15 protein-coding genes are annotated in these 17704 nt (G+C 72.0%); 5 read left to right on the top strand and 10 right to left on the bottom strand.

Annotated elements, in window-relative coordinates; translation table 11 throughout:
* Window positions 1-37: 37 nt before the first annotated feature.
* The 5 genes from ilvD to pepN all read right to left on the bottom strand — a co-directional run bounded on the left by ilvD (window position 38) and on the right by pepN (window position 8686).
* Window positions 38-1876, bottom strand: a complete 1839-nt coding sequence (ilvD, locus tag Nocox_RS32280) for a dihydroxy-acid dehydratase (RefSeq protein ID WP_026214122.1) — start codon at window positions 1874-1876, stop codon at window positions 38-40.
* A 163-nt stretch (window positions 1877-2039) separates the two neighbouring features.
* Window positions 2040-2867: a nuclease-related domain-containing protein gene (locus Nocox_RS32275; protein WP_020542141.1), complete on the bottom strand. Its 828-nt coding sequence runs from the start codon at window positions 2865-2867 to the stop codon at window positions 2040-2042.
* Between the two features lie 494 nt (window positions 2868-3361).
* A complete protein-coding gene (locus Nocox_RS32270) occupies window positions 3362-4321 on the bottom strand; it encodes a hypothetical protein (RefSeq protein WP_020542143.1) in 960 nt (319 codons plus the stop codon).
* Between the two features lie 96 nt (window positions 4322-4417).
* The gene (locus Nocox_RS32265; RefSeq protein WP_020542144.1) at window positions 4418-5989 is read right to left on the bottom strand and encodes a serine/threonine-protein kinase; all 1572 of its coding nucleotides are present in this window, start codon (window positions 5987-5989) and stop codon (window positions 4418-4420) included.
* A 132-nt stretch (window positions 5990-6121) separates the two neighbouring features.
* Window positions 6122-8686 carry an aminopeptidase N gene (pepN, locus tag Nocox_RS32260; protein ID WP_020542145.1) on the bottom strand — a complete coding sequence of 855 codons (2565 nt, stop codon included), beginning with the start codon at window positions 8684-8686 and terminating at the stop codon, window positions 6122-6124.
* 90 nt (window positions 8687-8776) lie between these two features.
* Here pepN and Nocox_RS32255 point away from each other — a divergent pair, with 90 nt between their 5' ends.
* Window positions 8777-9397, top strand: a complete 621-nt coding sequence (locus Nocox_RS32255; protein WP_026214123.1) for a mycothiol-dependent nitroreductase Rv2466c family protein — start codon at window positions 8777-8779, stop codon at window positions 9395-9397.
* A 125-nt stretch (window positions 9398-9522) separates the two neighbouring features.
* Window positions 9523-10926: an aldehyde dehydrogenase family protein gene (locus tag Nocox_RS32250; RefSeq protein WP_020542147.1), complete on the top strand. Its 1404-nt coding sequence runs from the start codon at window positions 9523-9525 to the stop codon at window positions 10924-10926.
* 30 nt (window positions 10927-10956) lie between these two features.
* Here the strand turns inward: Nocox_RS32250 and Nocox_RS32245 are convergent, their stop codons facing one another.
* Both Nocox_RS32245 and def read right to left on the bottom strand, forming a co-directional pair.
* The gene (locus Nocox_RS32245; RefSeq protein ID WP_026214124.1) at window positions 10957-11688 is read right to left on the bottom strand and encodes an SDR family NAD(P)-dependent oxidoreductase; all 732 of its coding nucleotides are present in this window, start codon (window positions 11686-11688) and stop codon (window positions 10957-10959) included.
* A 22-nt stretch (window positions 11689-11710) separates the two neighbouring features.
* Window positions 11711-12196 carry a peptide deformylase gene (gene def / locus Nocox_RS32240; protein ID WP_020542149.1) on the bottom strand — a complete coding sequence of 162 codons (486 nt, stop codon included), beginning with the start codon at window positions 12194-12196 and terminating at the stop codon, window positions 11711-11713.
* 89 nt (window positions 12197-12285) lie between these two features.
* On the opposite strand from def, the gene Nocox_RS32235 reads away from it, so the two are divergent.
* Window positions 12286-12753 carry a ribose-5-phosphate isomerase gene (locus Nocox_RS32235; RefSeq protein WP_020542150.1) on the top strand — a complete coding sequence of 156 codons (468 nt, stop codon included), beginning with the start codon at window positions 12286-12288 and terminating at the stop codon, window positions 12751-12753.
* Between the two features lie 15 nt (window positions 12754-12768).
* On the opposite strand, the gene Nocox_RS32230 is transcribed toward Nocox_RS32235, so the two are convergent.
* A complete protein-coding gene (locus Nocox_RS32230; RefSeq protein WP_157382928.1) occupies window positions 12769-12924 on the bottom strand; it encodes a hypothetical protein in 156 nt (51 codons plus the stop codon).
* A 44-nt stretch (window positions 12925-12968) separates the two neighbouring features.
* Window positions 12969-14201 carry a GNAT family N-acetyltransferase gene (locus tag Nocox_RS32225; protein WP_020542152.1) on the bottom strand — a complete coding sequence of 411 codons (1233 nt, stop codon included), beginning with the start codon at window positions 14199-14201 and terminating at the stop codon, window positions 12969-12971.
* Between the two features lie 118 nt (window positions 14202-14319).
* Between Nocox_RS32225 and Nocox_RS32220 the strand changes: the two genes are divergently transcribed.
* Window positions 14320-15435, top strand: coding sequence for a PP2C family protein-serine/threonine phosphatase (locus tag Nocox_RS32220; protein ID WP_020542153.1), 1116 nt, complete (start codon window positions 14320-14322; stop codon window positions 15433-15435).
* A gap of 188 nt (window positions 15436-15623) precedes the next feature.
* Here the strand turns inward: Nocox_RS32220 and Nocox_RS32215 are convergent, their stop codons facing one another.
* Window positions 15624-16220 (bottom strand): response regulator transcription factor, encoded by a 597-nt coding sequence (locus tag Nocox_RS32215; RefSeq protein WP_020542154.1) that lies wholly within the window; start codon window positions 16218-16220, stop codon window positions 15624-15626.
* A 145-nt stretch (window positions 16221-16365) separates the two neighbouring features.
* On the opposite strand from Nocox_RS32215, the gene Nocox_RS32210 reads away from it, so the two are divergent.
* On the top strand, window positions 16366-17670 hold the full coding sequence (locus tag Nocox_RS32210) for a M50 family metallopeptidase (RefSeq protein WP_020542155.1): 1305 nt from the start codon (window positions 16366-16368) through the stop codon (window positions 17668-17670).
* The last annotated feature ends 34 nt before the right edge of the window (window positions 17671-17704 follow it).

The following is a 17704-nucleotide window of genomic DNA, read 5'->3' as shown; positions in this document are numbered from 1 at the left end:
AGGCGAGAACCCTGTCGCCCGCCGTCCCGGACGCCCGCTACTTCGACAGTTGCGACAGGTCCCGCGAGGCCCCCGTCGAGGCGGAGGTCGTCATCGCGGCGTAGGCCTGCAACGCCACGCTCACCGGCCGGTTGCGCTCGCGCGGCCGGTAGCCGCCCAGGTCGGTCAGCAGCCGCTCGCGCCGCGCCGCCAGCTCCGCCTCGGGGACGCGCAGCTCCATCGTCCGGTTGGGGATGTCGATGTCGATGACGTCGCCGTCCTCGACCAGCGCGATCGTGCCGCCCTCGGCCGCCTCGGGGGAGGCGTGGCCGATGGACAGCCCCGACGTGCCGCCGGAGAAGCGGCCGTCGGTGACCAGCGCGCACGCCTTGCCGAGGCCCTTGCCCTTGAGGAACGAGGTCGGGTAGAGCATCTCCTGCATGCCGGGGCCGCCCTTGGGGCCCTCGTAGCGGATGACGACGACGTCGCCCTCCTTGACCCGCCCGCCGAGGATGCCCTCGACGGCGTCCTCCTGCGACTCGAACACCACCGCAGGGCCGCTGAAGCGCCAGATCGACTCGTCCACCCCGGCGGTCTTCACCACCGCGCCGTCGCGCGAGATGTTGCCGTAGAGCACCGCGAGGCCGCCGTCGGCGGTGTAGGCGTGCTCCAGGTCGCGGACGCAGCCGGCGGCCCGGTCGAGGTCGAGGTCGTCCCAGCGGTTGTCCTGGGAGTAGGGCTTCACCGTGCGCACGTTGCCGGGCGCGGCGTGCCAGAGCTCGACGGCCTCCGGCCGGACGGAAGGTGACCTGACGTCCCAGCCGGCCAGCAGGTCGGCCAGCGTGCCGCCGTTGACCGTGGGCACGTCGCGGTGCAGCAGCCCGGCCCGGTCGAGCTCGCCCAGGATGGCGGGGATGCCGCCGGCCCGGTGGACGTCCTCGACGTGGTATTTGCTGGTGGCCGGGGCGACCTTGCACAGGCAGGGCACCCGCAGCGAGATCTCGTTGATCTCCTTGAGGCCGAAGTCGACCTCGGCCTCGCGGGCCGCGGCCAGGATGTGCAGGATCGTGTTGGTGGAGCCGCCCATGGCGACGTCGAGCGCCATGGCGTTCTCGAACGCCTCGCGGGTGGCGATCGAGCGCGGCAGCACCGACTCGTCGCCCTCCTCGTAGTAGCGGCGGGTGATCTCGACCAGCGTGCGGCCGGCGTCCTCGAAGAGCCGCTTGCGCGCCTTGTGCGTGGCCAGGATGGTGCCGTTGCCGGGCAGCGCCAGACCCATCGCCTCAGTCAGGCAGTTCATGGAGTTGGCGGTGAACATGCCGGAGCACGAGCCGCAGGTCGGGCAGGCGCTCTCCTCCATCTCCAGCAGCTCCTCGTCGGAGACCGACGCGTCTGCGGAGGCGATCATCGGGTCGATGAGGTCGAGCTTGCGCCCCGGGGTCTTGCCGGCCTCCATCGGGCCGCCGGAGACGAACACCGTCGGGATGTTGAGCCGGAAGGCGGCGAGCAGCATGCCCGGCGTGATCTTGTCGCAGTTGGAGACGCAGATGAGCGCGTCCGCGCAGTGGGCGTTGACCATGTACTCGACCGCGTCGGCGATCAGCTCGCGGGACGGCAGCGAGTAGAGCATGCCGCCGTGGCCCATCGCGATGCCGTCGTCGACCGCGATCGTGTTGAACTCGCGGGGGATGGCTCCCGCCTCGCGCACCGCGGCGGCGACGACGTCGCCGACCTCGCGCAGGTGCACGTGTCCCGGGACGAACTGCGTGAAGCTGTTGGCGACGGCCACGATCGGCTTGCCGAAATCGCTCCCGGCTACACCGGTCGCCCGGAGCAGGGCCCGGGCACCGGCCATGTTCCTGCCGTGGGTGACCGTACGTGACCTGAGGGCGGGCATCGCGCTTCTCCCATCGCTGTCGAGTCTTCACATGGTACGGCCAGTGCCCGGCGACTGAGACATGCCGTCCACGCCTCGGACGGCGCGGCGATCGGAGGGAGAGTGCGGGAAAGCGCCGCACGCCCGGCCGGGGAAGGCGGCGTGCGGCGCGATCCGGCGGACGTTAGTCGTCGCCGTAGCGGGAGGGCAGCACCTTGCCGGCGATCTCGAAGATCTTCTCGATCTCGGCGTCGGTCAGCGCCCGCTCCCGCTTGGTGATCCACTTGCGGGCCCGGTCGCCCTGGTAGACGTCCACGCCGCGGATCGTCATGATCTTCCACGGCACGGGCGGCCCGTAGATCGCGAGCGAGGGCACCACCGGGACCTCGCGCCCGAACGACTCACTGATCAGCTCGCTCGCCCTCGCCGCCTCGAACTTGGCGTGGGTCAGCCGCTCCTTCTGGTCGAACGGCCCGTGGAAGAGCTTCTTGCCCATCTGGACACGGACCGGAAGGCGCTTGTCCCACTTCTCGGAGTCGACGGCGTAGACACCGGTCGGACCGACCACCAGGTGGTCGATCTGCTGCTCGGTGTCGGGGATCGAGCGGGCGTGCAGCGTGCGGTAGCCCAGGCGCTCCAGCTTGCGCAGTTGCGCCTCAGTGCGCCGTTCCGCCACGGAGGCGCGCCGCCACGCGGGCACGGACGAATTGGAGCGTGCCCGGTAGGCCGCCTCCAGAATGGCCGCGACCACGCCCGCGGTCACGCCGATCCGCCAGTCCTGCGCCAGGAAACCCACCACGATCGCCGCCGCGACCCCCACCAGCAGGCGCGTGCGCAGCCGGCGGAAACGCGGTTGTGCCAGCAGGTCGCGCACGGACGCGCGTGGCACGGGCGCGTACGTGGAGGTGGGCGCCGATGGCGTCGAGGCGGCGGTCTGCTCGCTCTCCGGCCGGTCGCTCACCCAGATCGGTGACGCGGTGTGACCGTCTTCTCGCTGGTTGTCGGTGTCCACGTGACTCACCGTAGCCCGGAAATCTTGCCGAATCCTAGTGTTGCCCTGTCCATAGTTTTATGGCCCAGCTCATCGTGTTCCACGCCCGTTTTCGGGGTATTAACTATGTTCTTCTCTAGAGATGTGGACGGCTGCTCCCATGATCATAACTCCCGTCCCCGCCGGGGGACGGCCGGACTCGCGGACAACCCATCGGCCCTCCGCGGTGACCCCGTCGCCGGTTTCCCAGTGATCGAGAACAGGCCATACTGCTCCGTCGGCCGCCGCGCGGCGCGGCCTGTACGACGCCATCGAGGGCACGATCGAGGTCGCGGAGTCATTGGGCTGGGAGCAGGCAGAGCCGCCCAGGATCGAGATCCGGGCCAGGAAGAGGCGGCACGCCCCCGAAGTCGCCGTTCTCACCGCGCAGGTGACACTCGTCCTGTGGCACCCGGAGCCCGGCACAGGCACGGAGCCGGCCCGCTCCTGACCGCCTGCCCGCCGCGACGCCGGGGTCAGGCGGCGTCGTGCCGTTCGAGCAGCCGGACGACGTGCTCGCTGACGCCGCGCAGGAGCGTCGAGGGCTCGATGGGGGCGTCGGCGACGGCGGCGAACAGGCTGGGCAGCCCCGGCAGCGGGAACCCGTCGTCCTTCGAGGCCGCGGCCCCGACGGGGTTCTTGTCCAGCGCCAGGCGGCTGCGCTCCCAGGCGTCGAGCACCTCCTCCGGCGACGGCACCCCGAACCCGTGCCCCACGGGCGCGGCGTGCCGCAGCCGCACCAGCGGGGTCTCGGCGAAGGCCAGCGCCGTGCGAGCGCGCAGCTGCAGGTCGGCCCGCGGCTCGGGCTCGATCCAGTCCATCGAGGTGCAGGGGTTGCGGCAGGTGGCCGCGCACACCGCGAGCGCCCCCGCGACCTGGCTGTGCTGCCGGTCGAAGTAGGCCCGCCAGCCCTCCGCCGGCTCCACCGACACCCGCAGGGTGCGGTTGGTGGCGGACTGCTCGGACTTGGTGTGGTCGCACTCCCGGTCGCCGATCACCCCGAACCGGCTCCCCGGCGCGCTCAGCCCGGCCGGCCAGCGGGCCGGGTCGCCGGCGTGACCGAGATGCGGCTCGAACGCCAGCAGCGGCAGGTACTCGCTCGCGATGTGCACGGCGGCGATCATCGGGCTCAGCTCCCGCCGGTGCCAGCGCACCGCGATGGCCTCCAGCAGCAGCCCGTACGCCGGCCGCAGCGACTCCAGCGCCCCCCGTGGCTGCTCGCGCGGCGTCTGCGGCATGTGGCAGGCCCGGGCCCGGCGCCTCAGCTCGGCCGGCACGACCTTGGCCTCGGCCGCGAAGTCCTCCGCGTCGAGGGAGAGCAGCCGCTGCCCGAACTCGCACACCTCGGCGATCTCCGTCGCCGGCGCGAGCGCGCCGAGATCGGCGAAGGCGTAGCGGCGGGCCAGGGCGATGAGCAGGTCACGAGTCGTCTCCACGGGACGACCTTCTCACGATCGCCGAGTAGTCGCGTACACCGGCAAAGCGTGCGGGCAGCCTATTACGGGCAGGGGCACACGATCACGGGCAGCCGATCAGGGGCACGGCTCGCGGATGCACTGGATCTCGCCCGGCGGGTCGCTCGGCGGCTCTGTCGCCGGCTCCTCCGGGACCGACTGCGTGGGCTCGGGGGTGGGCTCCTTCGTCGGCTCCTTGGTCGGCTCGGCCGTGGTCGGCGCGGCCGTGGGAGTCTGGGAGGGCGGCGCGGTGGGCGTGACCGTCACCGACGGGGTGGGCACCGGGGTCGTGCCCTGCGTAGGCGCGGCGGTGGGGGTCTGCCGGACCGGGGGCACGTTCTGCTGCCGGGAGGTGGCCGGGGTCTTGGGGCCGGTGGTGGCCGTGGTGTCGGCGACGCTGGTCGGCGTCACCGTGGCCTCGCCCGACGTCTGGTCCGGGCGCAGCAGCACCGCTCCCGCGACGCCGGCCGACACCAGCACGGCGGCGGCGACGGTGAGCGCCACCCGCGCCGCCCGCCGCCCACGCCTTTCAGGCCGGCCGGGGAGCGTCCCCGCAGCCGTCCCTGGGGCTGCCCCGCCTGTCGCGCCACCCGCCGGCCCACCGGCCATCCCGGTCGCCGGCCCGTCTCCCATCCCGGCCGCTGCTCCAGGCAGGACGCCGGACAGGGGACCGTATGAACCCCCAGGCAGGGATCCGTGCGAGGTCCCCGGCAAGGCGCCGGGGATGTTCCCGTGAACGCCGCCCCCCGGGGAAGCACCCGGCCCGCCGGCCGCGCCCGGGGCCGCCGTGGGCCCCGTGTCACCGGCCACGCGCGGCGCGACGCCAGGGGCGGCCAGGGCCTGCCGGGCGGCCGCCGCCATGGCGGCGGCCGACTCCCAGCGCTGCTCGGGCGTCTTCTGCAGCGCCCGCGTCACCACGGCCCGCGGCCCGGCGGGCACGTCGGCGGGCAGCTCCGGCACGGGCGAGTTGAGGTGCTTGAAGATGATCTGTACGGGGGTCTCCCCCTGGTAGGGCGGCCGCCCGGTCAGGCACTCGTACGCCACCACCCCGAGCGCGTAGACGTCGACCGCCGGCGTGACCTCGCTGGAGGTCGCCATCTCCGGCGCGCAGTAGCCCGCCGAGCACAACATCTGCCCGGTCGCCGTCAGGTGCCCCGCCGAGACCGAGTGCGCGATGCCGAAGTCGGTGAGCGCCACCCCGCCGCCCTCGCGGACCATGAGGTTGGCCGGCTTGACGTCACGGTGCACGATGCCCTGCGCGTGCGCGGCGGCCAGCGCGTCGCCGACCTCGGCGACCAGCCGCATGGCGGCGGCCGGGTCGAGCGGCCCGCGGCGCAGCACGCGGTCGAGCGACTCGCCCCGCACGTGCTCCATGACGAGGAAGGTCACCTGGCGGCCGGAGATCTCGCAGGTGCCGTAGTCGTAGACGTCGACCACGCCGGGATGGGTCAGCGTGGCCATCGCCCTGGCCTCGTTCTGGAAGCGCTGGGCGAAGGTGGCGTTCTCCGTCAGCGCGGGGGTCATCACCTTCACCGCGACGGAGCGGCCGAGCACCTTGTCCTCGGCACGCCAGACCTCGCCCATGCCGCCGCCGCCGAGACGACCGGCCAGCACGTAGCGGTCGTTGAGCGTGGTCCCGGCGCCTAGCACGTAGTCGAGGCTAACACCGGCTCCGAGGTGGCAAGGCCAAGTCGGCGCAGGTGTCGGGCGCCCCCGCCCGTCCTGGCGGGGGCGTCCGACCGCGGGGCAGGGAACACTCACCCCACGGGTACTGTGCGACGGTCAGGAGGCCGCCGCGTCCCTCTCCTGGTTGCGCAGGGCGCGCCGGACGCCGTCGGCGCCCTCCAGGATCAGCCGGCGCAGCGCCTGCGGCGGCTGCTCGGCCGCGAGGTAGTCCTCGGCGGCCCGTACGGTCGCCTCCTCGATGAGCAGCGCGGGGAAGCAGCCCACCGCGAACGACGACGCCTGGTCGAACGTCCACTCCTTGTAGACCCGGCCGACCTCGGCGAAGTACTTCTCCCGGTACGGCGCGAGCAGCTCGGTGTGGTGCGGGTCCTGGAACCCGCCGATCGTGGCGCGCGCGATGTGGTTGGCGAGCTCGCCGCCCAGGATGCGCTCCCACGCCGCCGCCTTGGCCTCGGCGGTCGGCAGCGCGGCCCGGCACTGCGCGGCCGAGCGCTCACCGGTCGCCGTGGGGTCGCGCTCCAGCTCGGCCGCGATGCCCGCCTCGTCGATCCGGCCGCCGGTGACCAGCGCGTGCACCAGGGTCCAGCGCAGGTCGGCGTCCACGGCCAGCCCCTCGGGGACGGCGGTGCCGTCGAGGATGCCGGCCAGCAGGTCGAGGTCCTCGCCGGAGGTGGCCGCCGGCGCGAACGCCTGGAGGTAGGCGAGCTGGTGGTCCGAGCCCGGCGCGGCGGCGGCGAGCAGCGAGCGCAGCTCGTCGGCCAGCAGCCGCAGGCCCTCGGCCCGCCAGGCCGGGTCGGCGTACTGCTGGGCGGCCTGGCGGGCCTGCCGCAGGATCGCCTGGAGCACGGTGAGGTCGGTGACCACGCTCGCGCCCGAGACGACCAGCCGGACGTAGTCGCGGGCCGGCAGCTCGCCGTCGCGGGTCATGTCCCAGGCCGCCGACCAGCACAGCGCCCGCGGCAGCGAGTCGGTGAACGCGGCGATGCCGCCGTTCACCAGCGTCCGCAGGGACTCGTCGTCCAGGCGGATCTTGGCGTAGGTGAGGTCGTCGTCGTTGAGCAGCACCAGGTCGGGCCGTTCCTCGCCGACGAGCTCGGCCACCTGCGTCCGCGCGCCGACGACGTCCAGCTCGACCCGCTTGGTACGGGTCAGCGCCCCGTCCACCATCGAGTAGAGCCCGACGGCGATGCGGTGCGAGCGCAGCGTCGGGTAGTCGGCGGGAGCCTCCTGCAGCACCTCGAAGCGGGTGAAGCGGCCGTCCTCGACGTCGAACGACGGGCGCAGCGTGTTGACCCAGGCGGTCTCCAGCCAGTCCTTCGACCAGGCCGACAGGTCCCGGCCCGAGGTGCGCTCCAGGGCGTCGAGCAGGTCCTTCAGCTCGGTGTTGCCCCAGGCGTGGTCGGCGAAGTAGTCGCGCACGCCGGCCAGGAAGTTCTCCAGCCCCACGTACGCGACGAGCTGCTTGAGCACCGAGGCGCCCTTGGCGTACGTGATGCCGTCGAAGTTGACCTCGACCGCCTGCATGTCGGGGATGTCTGCGGCGATGGGGTGGGTGGAGGGGAGCTGGTCCTGGCGGTAGGCCCAGGCCTTCTCGACGTTCGCGAACGTCGTCCAGGCGCCCCTGCCCCACCGCGTGGCCTCGGCCTGGCAGAGCACCGACATGTAGGTGGCGAACGACTCGTTGAGCCACAGGTCGTCCCACCAGCGCATGGTCACGAGGTCGCCGAACCACATGTGCGCCATCTCGTGCAGGATCGTCTCGGCGCGCCGCTCGACCAGGGCGTCGGTGACGCGGGAGCGGAAGACGTAGTCCTCCAGGAACGTCACGCAGCCCGCGTTCTCCATCGCGCCGGCGTTGAACTCGGGCACGAAGAGCTGGTCGTACTTGCCGAAGGGGTAGCGCACCCCGAACACCTTGTGGAAGAAGTCGAAGCCCTGCCGGGTGACCTCGAAGATGTTGTCGGCGTCGAGGTGCTCGGCGAGCGAGGCGCGGCAGTAGATCCCGAGCGGGATGCCGTCGTGCTCGGAGGTCGCCTTGTGGTACGGCCCGGCCACCAGCGCGGTGATGTAGGTGGACATGACCGGCGTGGTGTCGAACGTCCACCGCCTGGCCGCCTGCACGGTGCCGTGCCTCCCGGCCTGCTCGGGCAGGTGCTCGACGTCGGCCGCGGCGGCGTTGGAGACGACCTCCCAGTCGGCCGGGGCCAGCACGGTGAGCTGGAAGGTGGCCTTGAGGTCGGGCTGGTCGAAGCAGGCGTACATCCGGTGGGCGTCGGCCGTCTCGAACTGGGTGTGCAGGTAGACGCCCTGGTCGACCGGGTCGACGAAACGGTGCAGGCCCTCGCCGGTGCGCATGTAGGAGCAGTCGGCGTCCACGCGCAGCTCGTTCGACTCGGCGATCGAGGGGAGCGGGAAGCGGCCCTTCTCCGCGTCGTAGGCGGACACGTCGAGGTCCTCGCCGTTCAGGGTGACCTGGCGGACGTGCGCGCCGTGCAGGTCGATGAAGGTGGACGAACCGGGGACCAGGCCGGAGAAGCGGACCGTGGTGACGCTTTCGAAGCGCTCCTCACCTTCCGTCAGGTCGAGGGCGACCTCGTACGACTCGACCTTCAACAGCCGGGCGCGTTCGCGCGCTTCGTTCCTGGTCAGGTTGCCTGCCAAGTTCCGCTCCTTTTCAACCGCTTCGTCGGGGTTGTCGGTATCCTGTCACGGCGGGAATAGGATCCGAGCCACCTCAGGTTATGGCCCCACATGGCTGAGAAGATTCCCGTGGACCTCTGGTTCGATCCTTCCTGTCCCTTCGCATGGGTAACGTCACGATGGCTGCTCGAAGTCGAGAAGGTTCGGCCCATCGAGCCCCGCTTCCGTTTCATGTCGCTCCACTACCTCAATGAGGACAAGGACGTGCCCGCCGAATACAAGGAGCGGGCACTCAAGGCCCACGGATCGGTCCGGGTCGTGGCCGCCGCCGCGGCCAAGCACGGCGAGGAGTACGTCGGCCGGCTCTACACCGAGCTCGGCACCCGCCTGCACAACGAAGGGCTCGGCAAGGACCCGGAGAAGCTGCGCGAGATCAACGAGGCCGCGCTGAAGGCCGTGGGCCTCGACCCGAGCCTCGCCGACGCGATGGAGTCGGAGGAGTGGGACGCCGGCATCCGCGCCTCGCACGACGAGGGCATCACGCTCGTCGGCCAGGAGGTCGGCACGCCGATCATCCGCGTCGGCGCCAACGCCTTCTTCGGGCCGGTCATCACCAGGATCATCAGGGGCGAGGACGCCGGTCGCCTGTGGGACGGCGTCGTCGCGGTGACGGAGTTCGACGACTTCTTCGAGCTGAAGCGCACGCGCACCCGCCGCCCGCAATTCGCCTGAAATCCCGCTGTCAGCGCATTTCGGATACCCCGGGGGAGAAAGAACCTGATGGCGGTGGAGAATCCTCATCCCCGGCTCAGTGAACCTCCCTCGCGATCGACGGGATGCGCTGTCAGGATGGGGACATGCGTGAGCTGTACATCGGGGGCTCCTGGACCGCCTCGGCGTCCGACGAGTCCATAGAGGTCGTCAACCCGGCCACAGAAGAGGTCATCGACCACGTGCCCGCCGGCTCCCCCGACGACGTGGAGTCGGCCGTGGCCGCCGCGCGGGAGGCGTTCCCGTCCTGGTCGCGCACCGCGCCCGCCGAACGCGGCAAGCTGCTCGCCGACGCGGCCGACCTGCTGCGGCAGCGCGCCGACGACATCGCCAAGACGATCGCCACCGACATGGGATCCCCGCTGGGCTTCGCGCTCAAGGTGCAGACCCTGATGCCCGCGGGGGTCCTCGCCTCCTTCGCCGGACTGGCCGAGAGCCATCCGCGCGAGCGGCGCGTCGGCACCTCCCTGGTCGTCAAGGAGCCCGTCGGGGTCGTCGCGGCCATCACCCCGTGGAACTACCCGCTGCACCAGATCGTCTGCAAGGTGGGCGCGGCGCTGGCCGCCGGGTGCACCGTCGTGCTCAAGCCGAGCGAGGTCGCGCCGCTGGCGGCGTACGCGCTGGCGGGCATCTTCGACGAGGTGGGCCTGCCGCCGGGCGTGTTCAACCTCGTCAGCGGGCGCGGGCCGGTCGTCGGCGAGGCCATGGCCGCCCACCCCGGCGTCGACATGGTCTCCTTCACCGGCTCCACCGCGGCGGGCCGCCGGGTGGCCGCGCTCGCCGCCGAGACCGTCAAGCGGGTGGCGCTCGAACTCGGCGGCAAGTCCGCCAACATCATCCTCCCCGACGCCGACCTCAAGCTCGCCGTCAAGGTCGGCGTGGCCAACTGCTTCGTCAACGCCGGGCAGACCTGCTCGGCCTGGACCCGCATGATTGTCCACCGCGACCAGTACGACGAGGCCGTCCGCCTGGCCGTCGAGGCCGCCCGCGGCTACACCGTCGGCGACCCCTTCGACGAGTCCACCAGGATCGGCCCGCTGGTCTCGCAGGTCCAGCGCGACCGGGTGGTCCGCTACATCAACCGCGGCCAGGAGGAGGGCGCCCGGCTGGTGGCCGGCGGCACAGAACGCCCGCACGAGCGCGGCTTCTACGTCGAGCCCACGGTGTTCGCGGGGGTGGAGCCCGGCATGACGATCGAGCAGGAGGAGATCTTCGGGCCGGTGCTGTCGGTGATCCCCTACGTCACCGAGGACGAGGCCGTCTCCATCGCCGACGGCACCCGCTACGGCCTGGCCGGCGCCGTCTGGGCGGGCACCGAGGAGCGCGCCCTGGGGCTGGCCCGCCGGCTGCGCACCGGCCAGGTCGCCGTCAACGGCGGCCGGTTCAACCCGCTGGCCCCCTTCGGCGGCTACAAGCAGTCGGGCGTCGGCCGCGAGCTCGGCGACCACGGCCTGGACGAATACCTGGAGGTCAAGTCGCTCCAGCTCTGACGCCGGCGCCCCGGCGGCGGGCCTCGCGGGTCAGACCAGCAGGCCCCCGCTGGCGATCAGGTTCTGCCCGGTGACCCACCGCCCGTCGGGCCCGGCCAGGAACGCCACCACCGAGGCGATGTCGTCCGGCTGCCCGAGCCGGCCGAGCGCGGTGAACGCGAGCGTCCGCTCCAGCGCCTCGGGCGGGTTGGCGCCGCGCAACATGTCGGTGTCGGTCGCGCCCGAGGAGACGACGTTGACGGTGATGCCGCGCCCGCCCAGCTCCCGCGCCGCCACCTTGGCGAACTGCTCGACCGCGCCCTTGCCGCCGCAGTAGAGCGTGAGCAGCGGGGCCGGCACCAGGGTGTTGATCGAGGAGACGGTGACGATGCGCCCGCCGTCGCGCATCACCCTGGCGGCCCACCGCATGGCGAGGAGGACGGCGCGCACGTTGACCGCGAACGAGCGCTCGAAGTCGTCGTCCGTGAGATCCATCAGCAGCTTCTGCCCGGCGGTGGTGGCGGCGTTGTTGACCAGGATGTCCACCCCGGGCAACCGGGCCTCCGCCTCGGCGAACAGCCGCTCCAGATCCTCCCTCACGCCGAGGTCGGCGCGCACCGCCGTCGCGCCCGTCTCCTCGGCGACCCGCCGCGCGGCCTCCTCCGACCGCTCGTAGCAGAAGACGACCTCCGCGCCGTCCTGCCGCAACCGCTCCACGACGGCCCTGCCGATGCCGCGCGAGCCTCCGGTGACCAACGCGCCCTTGCCGGTAAGCACAGTCATACGGTCACGCTACGCCTCCTGATCAGGCGCGTGACATGATCCCGCGGGCCTCGTCGCGCGGCAGGCGGTCGACGTACAGCCGGCCGTCGAGGTGCTCGGTCTCGTGCTGGAAGCAGCGCGCCAGCGAGCCGCGGGCGCGTACGCGCACCGGACGCCGCAGCCGGTCCACCCCCTCCACGGTCACGCCCGCCGCCCGCGCGACGGGGGCGTAGATCGGCCGCCCGGTGTGCCGGTCGGGCACCGACAGGCAGCCCTCCTCGTCGGAGATCTCCTCGGGGTCGTCCACCGTCAGCACCGGGTTGATCACGTGGCCCTTGCGCTTGTTGATGTCGTACACGAACAGCCGCCGCGACACGCCGATCTGCGGGGCCGCCAGGCCGACCCCGTCGACCGCGTACATCGCCTCGAACATCTCCTCGATCAGGCGGCGCAGCTCGCGGTCGAAGTCCGTGACCGGCTCGGCGGGCGTGCGCAGCACGGGGTCGCCGATGACGCGGATCTCTCGCATGATCCCTGCCTTCGTAAGGATTAGTGGTCGGAAGTGATCCTTACTCTAGTGCGCGAGCCGCTACCCCGGGGCTGTGGAAGACTGGGCGGGTGCGTGTCTACATCGGTGCCGACCATGCCGGCTATGAGCTCAAGAACCACCTCGTGTCCTGGCTCAAGGACCACGGGCACGAGGTGATCGACTGCGGTCCCTTCGTCTACGACGCCGAGGACGACTATCCGGCGTTCGTGCTGCGCGCCGCCGAGGGCGTCGCCGGCGACCCGGCGAGCCTCGGCATCGTCATCGGCGGCTCCGGCAACGGCGAGCAGATGGCCGCCAACAAGGTGCGCGGCATCCGCGCGGCCCTGGCCTGGAGCGAGGACACCGCGCGCCTGGCCCGCGAGCACAACAACGCCAACGTCGTCAGCCTCGGGGCGCGCATGCACTCCCTCGACGACGCCACCCGCTTCGCCGAGGTCTTCCTGGGCACCGCCTTCTCCGGCAGCGAGCGCCACAGCCGGCGCATCGCGCAGCTCGCCTCCTACGAGACGATCGGCCAGCTCCCGCCGCTGCCCTGACGGCCCGGCCCCCGGCTAGCCGTTCTGTCCCTTGCGCTTGGCCTCGCGCCTCGGCATCTCGTCACGCAGGGGCCGCCGGTCGGCGGCCTCCTGCTGCTCCTTCGCCGGCCGCGACACGTCGCGGGCGCGCATGGCGATCGTCGCGGTGATCTGCAAGCTCTGCAACGCCATGCTCCGAGCGTACGTCCCGGGCCCCGGGCCCGGGAACCTCCGTCTCAGAAGACCCGGCCCGCCCAGGGCCGGGGGCTCCAGGACATCGCGGTGGCGAGCCCGCGCACCGCGCCCGGGGTGTGCTCGCGCAGCAGCCCCGCGCCGAGCAGCGGCCCGAGCTGCCCTTCTCCCAGGTACGCCGACCCCAGCGCCGCCACCGGCACCGTGAGGTCCGGCTCGTCCTCGACCTGCTTGCACTCCGCGCCTGACGGGTCCGCGGTGAGCCGCCAGCGGCCGGCGTTCCACGGGCACACGTCGTCGTCCACCTCGATCACCAGGTCCACCGGGGCCGCGTAGGCGCGGGCGGTCAGGGCGCGGTCCACCTCGACGAGGCGTACCCACAGCTCGTCGCCCCAGGACGCGCGGAGCTGGCGCGGGTCGGCCAGCAGCGCCTGCAGCGGGTCGTCCACCGGCCGGCTGCCCGCCCGCAGCGTGGTCACCAGGTCCCGGTCCAGCAGGTGGCGCCACAGCAGTGCGTACGCCGCGGGATCGGCCGCCTCCAGCTCGTGCAGCCGCAGCTCGCCCTCGGGCACCCCGTTGTCGTCCCAGGCCGACTTGACCCGGAACAGCGCGTACCCGCGCACGCCGCCGCCGTCCTCCGCCAGCACGCAGCGCAGCGCGCCCATCCCGCGCTGGTCGGACTCGTCGTCGGCGAGGTTGCCGTCCCAGAAGGCGGCGTGCCGCTCGTAGCGGCCCGGCCGGTCGGTCACCACGGCCGCGAACAGGGCCTCCAGCTCGGCCCGCACCTCGGCCGGCGGGGCCACCCTGATCCGCAGCGACGGATCCGCGGGCGCGTCCGCCACGAACGACGCCGCGCGCTTCGCGATCCGGAAGGACAACTCGCTCGCGGCGCGGCCGTAGCCGAAGCGGCCGTAGATGCCCGACTCGGAGGCGTACAGCGCGGCCACCGCCTCACCACGCTCGCGGATGTCGGCGAGCTGGCGGCGCATCATCTGCGACAGCACGCCGCGGCGCCGGTGCGAGGGCAGCACGCTCACGGACGTCACCCCGCCCACGGGGAGCTGCCGCCCGCCGGGGACGGTCATCCTGAGGCTGAAGACGCCGGTGGTGCCCACCATGACCTCGCCGTCGAAGACGGCCAGCGTCCGGTCGAACTCGGTCTCGGCCTTGAACCGCTCGATCATGCCGGGCGGCGCGGTCCAGCCGAAGCCCTCGTTCATGACGTTGACGTACGCCGTCCACTCGGATTCGGCGATCGGACGGATGGGGAAGCTCATCCGTCCAAGGTAGGAGCGGGCAAAGGGGGAGAGCCACCGAATATCCGCACGTAATGATCAAGGCCTTGGTCAAGTGGACTGCCCAAACGGGATGCGGACCGATACAGTCAGGCCCATCATGAGTTCCCGTCCGGCGCCGCTGATCCCGCCACGGGTCCGCGCCGCGCTGGCGCGGGTGCCCATCCTCGTGTCCATCGTCCGTTTCGTCCGCAGAGGGCCGCTCGCCCGCGACCGCAACCTGCTCATCACGCTCTCCGTGCTCGCGCTGCTCATCGGAGTGCTCGCCGGCGAGGTCTCCACCGAGTGGTTCTCGCCGTCGCTGCTCATCCTCGTCACCCTGGTCGGCGGGCTGCAGCTGCGCCTGCGCAGCCTGGTCACGCTGCTCGTGGCCGTGGGGGCGGCGCTCGGCTACATCGCCGTCGCGCTCGGCGCGGGCCGCGTCGGGGTCGGGCTCATGGTGACGATCGGGTTCACCACCGTGCTCGCCGTGCTCATGGCGCGCACCCGCGGCAAGCTCGGTGTTCAAGGGCTGCGCGGCGACGCGATGCTGCTGGAGCTGCGCGACCGGCTCAAGAGGCAGGGCGAGCTGCCGCCGCTGCCCAAGGACTGGGGTGCCAAGGTCGTGCTCAAGCAGGCCGGCGGGTCCTCGTTCGGCGGCGACTTCCTCGTGTCCATGCGCGACGGCGACACCGTCGAGATCGCGCTGGTCGACGTCTCCGGCAAGGGCGTGGACGCGGGCACCAGGGCGCTGCTGCTGTCGGGGACGTTCGGCGGGCTGCTCGGCTCGGTCGACGACTTCCTGCCCGCCTGCAACGCCTACCTGCACCGCCAGCGGGGCGACGAGGGCTTCGTGACCGCCGTCCACCTGCGTCTCGACCTCGCGACGGGCGACTACACCATCACCTCGGCCGGGCATCCGCCGGTGGTGAAGTTCGACGCCGGCACCGGGAGCTGGCAGGTCGCCTCGGCCAAGGGCGTCGTGCTCGGCGTGGTGCCCGACCTGCACTGCGAGCCCGACAGCGGCACCCTGCGCAAGGGCGACGCGCTGCTGCTGTTCACCGACGGGCTCATCGAGCAGCCCGGCCGCGACATCGACGCCGGGCTCGACCGGCTGCTCGGCGAGGCCGAGCGGCTGCTGCCCTCGGGGTTCCGCGACGGCGCCCGCGCGCTGGTCAACGCCATGGCCTCCGGGCACAACGACGACTGCGCGCTGGTGCTCATCTGGCGGCCGTGACCCGTGACGTTCGACATGGGTGAGGTCGTGAGAAGGGTCACTGGCACGCGGCGCGGACCTGCTGCGATCCTCTGAGTGACCGGGGCACCGGCGGAGCGGCGCGGCTCCACCGGAGCCCCGCCCTCCACAGCCGACCCGAGTCACAGCCGTCCCGCGTCACAGCCGTCCCGCGTCACAGCAGGTCCACGTCACAGCCAGCCCGAGTCGTTGGCGATGCGCACGGCGTCGACCCGGTTGCGCGCGCCGGTCTTGCACATGATGCGCGACAGATGGTTGCGCACCGTGCCCACCGACAGGAAGAGCTGGTCGGCGATCTCGGTCGAGCGCGCGCCCTCCGCCGCGATGCGCAGCACGTCGAGCTCGCGCCGGGTCAGCGGGTTGCGCTCCCCGTGCAACGCGGCCACCGCCAGCTCCGCCTCGACGGCCCGCCGCCCCGCCGCCACCTGGCGGACCCCGTCGGCCAGGCGCTCCGGCGCCACCCGCAGGCTCATGATCCCCAGGGCCGGCCCCGCCAGCGCCCTGCGCACCTGGCCGGGATCCGGCCGGGCGGACAGGATCAGCGTCCGGCAGGACGGCACCTGCTCGGCCAGCTCGGCCACCACGGGCGGGCCCGGCAGGTCGAGATCCACCACCGCCACGTCGGGGTCGCTCACGCGGGCCGCGGGCGCCACCTCCTCGGCGTGCCCCACCTCGGCCACCACCCGCAGCCCAGGCTCGGCGCCGAGGGTCGCGAGCAGGCCGCGGCGCACCAAGGGCAGGTGCTCGGCAATCAGGATCCTGATCAAGACGTCCCCCTCCGTCGTCTCTCAGGGTGATCGTCCGGTCGCGTACTGTCAATGCCTGCCCAAAATGCCGCAAGCCCTTGAGGACCGGGGAAGTCGACTACCCTGAAGCTGTCTGGACGTCCGCCTTGCCCTGGAGCGCGCATAGATGAACTGGCTCTATCTGGTGGGAATCATCCTCTTCCTGCTCGGGTTGATGGTCTCCATCGCGCTGCACGAGATCGGGCACCTCGTCCCCGCCAAGCTCTTCGGCGTCAAGGTCACCCAGTACATGGTCGGCTTCGGCTCGACCGCCTGGTCCAGGCGCAGGGGCGAGACCGAGTACGGCATCAAGTGGATCCCGTTCGGCGGCTACATCCGCATGATCGGCATGCTGCCGCCGCGCCCCGGTGACGACCCGAACAAACTGCGCAACACCGCCACCGGCCCCTGGCAGGGCCTCATCGAGTCGGCCAGGGACGCCGCCCAGGAGGAGGTCCGGCCCGGCGACGAGGACCGCGTCTTCTACCGCAAGAAGTGGTGGCAGAAGATCATCATCATGTCCGGCGGGCCGCTGATGAACTTCGTGCTCGCGTTCGTCTTCTTCAGCATCCTGCTGGTCGGCATCGGACTGCCCGCCTGGGCCCCGGTCGTCTCGCCGGAGACCTCCACGTGCGTCATCCCGGTCACCGAGCAGCGCAAGACCTGCCAGGCCGGTGACCGGCCCACCCCGGCCGCGCAGGCCGGGCTCAAGCCCGGCGACCGGATGGTCACCTTCGACGGCCACAAGATCACCACGTGGGAGGACGCCACCCGGCTCATCCGCTCCCACGGCCCCGGCCCGGTCGAGCTCGGCGTCGTACGCGACGGCAAGCCACTGACGCTCGACGTCACCCTCATCGCCCAGGACCGCCCCAACCTCCAGGACCCCAACAAGATCGACAAGAACGTCGGCTTCCTCGGCGTCCTGCCCACCGAGGTCATGCAGCGCCAGAGCATGGGCGAGGTCGTCGGCTACATGGGCGAGCTGACCGGCCGCGTGGCGGGCTCCCTGCTCAACCTGCCGGACAAGATGGTCGGCGTCTGGCACGCGGCCTTCTCGGGCGAGAAGCGCGACCCCGAGGGCCCGGTCGGCGTCGTGGGCGCGGGCCGCATGGGCGGCGAGATCCTGGCCAGCGATCTCACCAACGAGAAGAAGATCGCCATCTTCGTCAACCTGCTGGCCGGCTTCAACCTCGCGATCGGCATGTTCAACCTCATCCCGCTGCTGCCCCTGGACGGCGGCCACATCGCCGGCGGGATCTGGGAGGGCATCAAGCGGGCGTACGCCAAGATCATGCGGCGGCCGGAGCCGAAGTACGTGGACATCGCGAAGGTGCTGCCGCTGACGTACGCGATCGCGCTCGTCATGATGGTGATGGCCGGGCTCCTGGTCTACGCCGACCTGGTCAACCCGCTCACCCTGACCGGCTGAGCCCTCCCGGCGTGGTCGTTCCCGGTGCTGTGAC

The organism is Nonomuraea coxensis DSM 45129 (genome assembly GCF_019397265.1).
GTDB lineage: Bacteria > Actinomycetota > Actinomycetes > Streptosporangiales > Streptosporangiaceae > Nonomuraea > Nonomuraea coxensis.
Note: the sequence above shows the minus strand (reverse complement) of the source record. Positions and strands in the feature narration are given on the sequence as shown.